Origin of the sequence: Streptomyces griseorubiginosus (assembly GCF_017614965.1) — a bacterium.
GTDB classification, from domain to species: domain Bacteria; phylum Actinomycetota; class Actinomycetes; order Streptomycetales; family Streptomycetaceae; genus Streptomyces; species Streptomyces griseorubiginosus_B.
The window spans coordinates 1-2897 of sequence record NZ_WVUG01000542.1 but is presented as its reverse complement, the minus strand read 5'-3'; the positions used below and the strand labels follow the sequence as shown (position 1 = coordinate 2897).

Sequence of the window (2897 nt, the reverse complement as noted above, 5' to 3'; positions counted from 1 at the left end):
GAGGGGAGCGGGCCACGGTGACTGAGAAGCCAACGGCGCTGTGAAGGTCGGGTCAAGACATCTGAATGTCTTTTCGCGAATACCCACGGAATCTCCCCGCCCGCTTATGGCACGCCGCGGTGGAACGGTTGGTCAGGCAACTGTAAAGAACCTTGACAGTGGAATGGTCTAGTCCAACTATGGGTCGCCATGAGACGACCCCGCGCGCTGCGTGCGCTGCTGTCCTGCATCTCGGTGACCGGCCTTGCGGCCGGTCTCGTCGCCCTCGGAGGAGGTGGCGCGCTCGCGGCCGAGCAGGCGCCCGCCCATCCCGTACGGCCCCTGCCCGCCCAGGTGGCGGCTCCCTACTTCGAGGCCTGGACCGGCGACAGCCCGGCCGCGCTGGCCGCCGCCTCCGGCAACAAGTACCTGACCATGGCCTTCCTCCAGACGGACAAGCCCGCTTCCTGCACCGCGTACTGGAACGGCGACACCACCCAGCCCATCTCCAAGTCCACCTTCGGCGCGGACATCGCGGCCATCCAGGCGCGCGGCGGCAACGTCATCCCCTCGTTCGGCGGCTACGGCGCCGACACCACGAACACCGAACTCGCGGACAGCTGCACGGACGTCGACTCCATCGCCAAGGTCTACGAGAGCCTGGTGACGACGTACGGCATCACCCGCATCGACCTCGACGTCGAGGCCGACTCGATCACCAACGCGGCCGGGATCGACCGCCGCAACAAGGCGATCGCGCAGGTGCAGCGCTGGGCGGCGCACACGGGACGGCAGGTGCAGTTCTCGTACACGCTCCCCACGACGAACACCGGACTCGCGCCCAGCGGCGTCGCGTTGCTGCAGAACGCCGTCGACAACCACGCCCGTGTGGACGTCGTGAACATCATGACGTTCGACTACTGGGACGGCGCCACGCACGACATGGCCGCCGACACCGTGACGGCCGCGACCGGCCTGCACACCCAACTCACCGCGCTGTACCCGAAGTCGGACCCTGCCCGGCTGTGGCACCGCATCGGTGTCACGGAGATGCCCGGCATCGACGACTTCGGCCCCGAGGAGACGTTCACCACGCAGGACGCGGTGACGGTGGAGCGCTGGGCCGCGGCGCGGGGCATCAACACCCTCTCCTTCTGGGCGCTCCAGCGGGACAACGGCGGCTGCGTGGGCACGGCGGGCGCCAACTCCTGCTCCGGGATCGCGCAGGACACGTGGTACTTCAGCCACGCGTTCGAGCGGTTCACCCGGGGCTGAAGGGTCGGTACGGGCGCACTTCCGGCACCGTCTGGAACTTCAGCGCCGAATCCGTGCAGGAGCCCCACAAGGACTCCATAGACTCTTTCGAATCCCTCGTTAGCGTTGCTGGCCGTTCGATCCCTCGTGCGAATGGTCAGGTAAACAGCGGATGGACTACTGCTCCTCGTGCCGCCGGCACCTCAACGGCGCTCTGGTGTGCCCCGGTTGCGGTGCCTATGCGCCCGACATCGCGCCCGTGACCGGGGCGGGCCGGACGGCCCCGGCCCTCGCCACACCGGCGAACTGGCCGGAACCGGCCCCCGGGCCGTCCGCCGAACTCGCCGAACCCGAGGACATGCCCGAGGACATGGCGGAGGACCTGGAGGATGTGCCGTCCGCCCCGGCGGGCAGGGCGGCACGCCGCCGCCAGCGGGCGCGCTGGAAGAAGAACCAGCGCCGCGCGGTGGTGGCGACCGCCGTCGCACTCGTCGGCGGCGGCCTGACGGTCGCCTCGATGGACCGCGGCTCCGGCGACCACAGTCAGGCCTCGGCGGGCCCCGACCTCACGAGCATGGGCACGGAGGAGCAGCCCGCGGTGGAACCGACGGACACCCCCGCCTCCCCGACCGCGCTCCACACCTCACGCGGCGACTCCTCCCGTCCCGCCACGACCGGCGGCAAGCACCGCCGCACCACGCCGACCGCGGCGCACACCGACTCGGCGCACACCGCGCCGTACAGCGCCTCCACGTCGCACGCGTCCTCGACGGCCACGCAGCCGCGGACGGCGAACACGTCATCGACGACGACCACGGGTGGTACGAGCGCGAAGTCGGACCAGTCGACGTCGTCTTCATCGACTTCGTCGTCTTCCTCTTCTACGTCCTCAACGTCGTCCACGTCGTCCACGTCGGCCGGTGACACCGGTGCGTCCGGAACGTCGTCCCAGTCCTCCGGCACAGGCACGAGCAGCAGCACGGGCACCGGCACCAGCACGGCCTCGACGTCCCCGTCGGGCCTGTGCGTGCTCAACCTGATCTGCGTGAGCTGAAGTTCCGGCTGAGGGCGCGGACGACGAAGATTCCGGCGACGGCCGCGCCCACGATGGCGGCGTCGGACACCAGGAGCGTCCCGACGTTCGCGTAGGCGCGGGCGATGATCTGGTCGGTGGAGTCGGCGGACATCAGTCCGACGCCGCTGAACAGCCCGATCAGCCAGAGCACCCACCACACGTTCACGGACCGCGGCAGCCGCTCGCCGGGCGCGCTGTCGCGGTGGACCTCCGCGACGATGCCGCGCGGGAACCAGAGGTTGACGACCGGGACGACCCAGCCGAGGAAGACCCACAGCCCGGAGTAGCGGGGCCGCTTCCCGGACAGCTCACGGGCGTTGTCCCGCGCGCGCCCCAGCCATCCGAGGAACGCCACCGCGCAGATGACCACGGCGACCCCGCAGACCGAGACGATCAGGTGGTACTGGTTCTCCAGCCCGGTCAGCGGCCGATGCACCCCATCCCCCTGATCCGGCGGCCCGGACGCGGGCTCCCCGGTCACGGCCAGCCGTATCTCCCATATCGCCCGCACTGCCCATGCGGTCCCGGCGAGGGCGAGCGCCCCGACGGCGAACCGGGCGGCTCCGCCCATGGGGTGCGGGGCGGGGGT

3 protein-coding genes are annotated in these 2897 nt (G+C 70.5%); 2 read left to right on the top strand and 1 reads right to left on the bottom strand.

Annotated elements, in window-relative coordinates:
- Positions 1 to 189 precede the first annotated feature (189 nt).
- The gene (locus GRC12_RS43340; protein ID WP_208785933.1) at positions 190 to 1254 is read left to right on the top strand and encodes a chitinase; all 1065 of its coding nucleotides are present in this window, start codon (positions 190 to 192) and stop codon (positions 1252 to 1254) included.
- A gap of 151 nt (positions 1255 to 1405) precedes the next feature.
- Entirely contained in the window at positions 1406 to 2287 is an 882-nt protein-coding gene (locus GRC12_RS43335; RefSeq protein WP_208785932.1) for an SCO2400 family protein, read from the top strand.
- Here the strand turns inward: GRC12_RS43335 and GRC12_RS43330 are convergent.
- On the bottom strand, positions 2265 to 2897 hold a 633-nt coding region (locus tag GRC12_RS43330; RefSeq protein ID WP_308286762.1), incomplete at its 5' end, for a DUF4328 domain-containing protein. The two genes, GRC12_RS43335 and GRC12_RS43330, sit on opposite strands and share 23 nt — an antisense overlap.

Excerpts from the sequence above, each read along its gene's own strand:
- GRC12_RS43340 (WP_208785933.1), top strand. The coding sequence starts at position 190 with ATGAGACGACCCCGCGCGCTGCGTGCGCTGCTGTCCTGCATCTCGGTG.
- GRC12_RS43335 (WP_208785932.1), top strand. The coding sequence starts at position 1,406 with ATGGACTACTGCTCCTCGTGCCGCCGGCACCTCAACGGCGCTCTGGTG.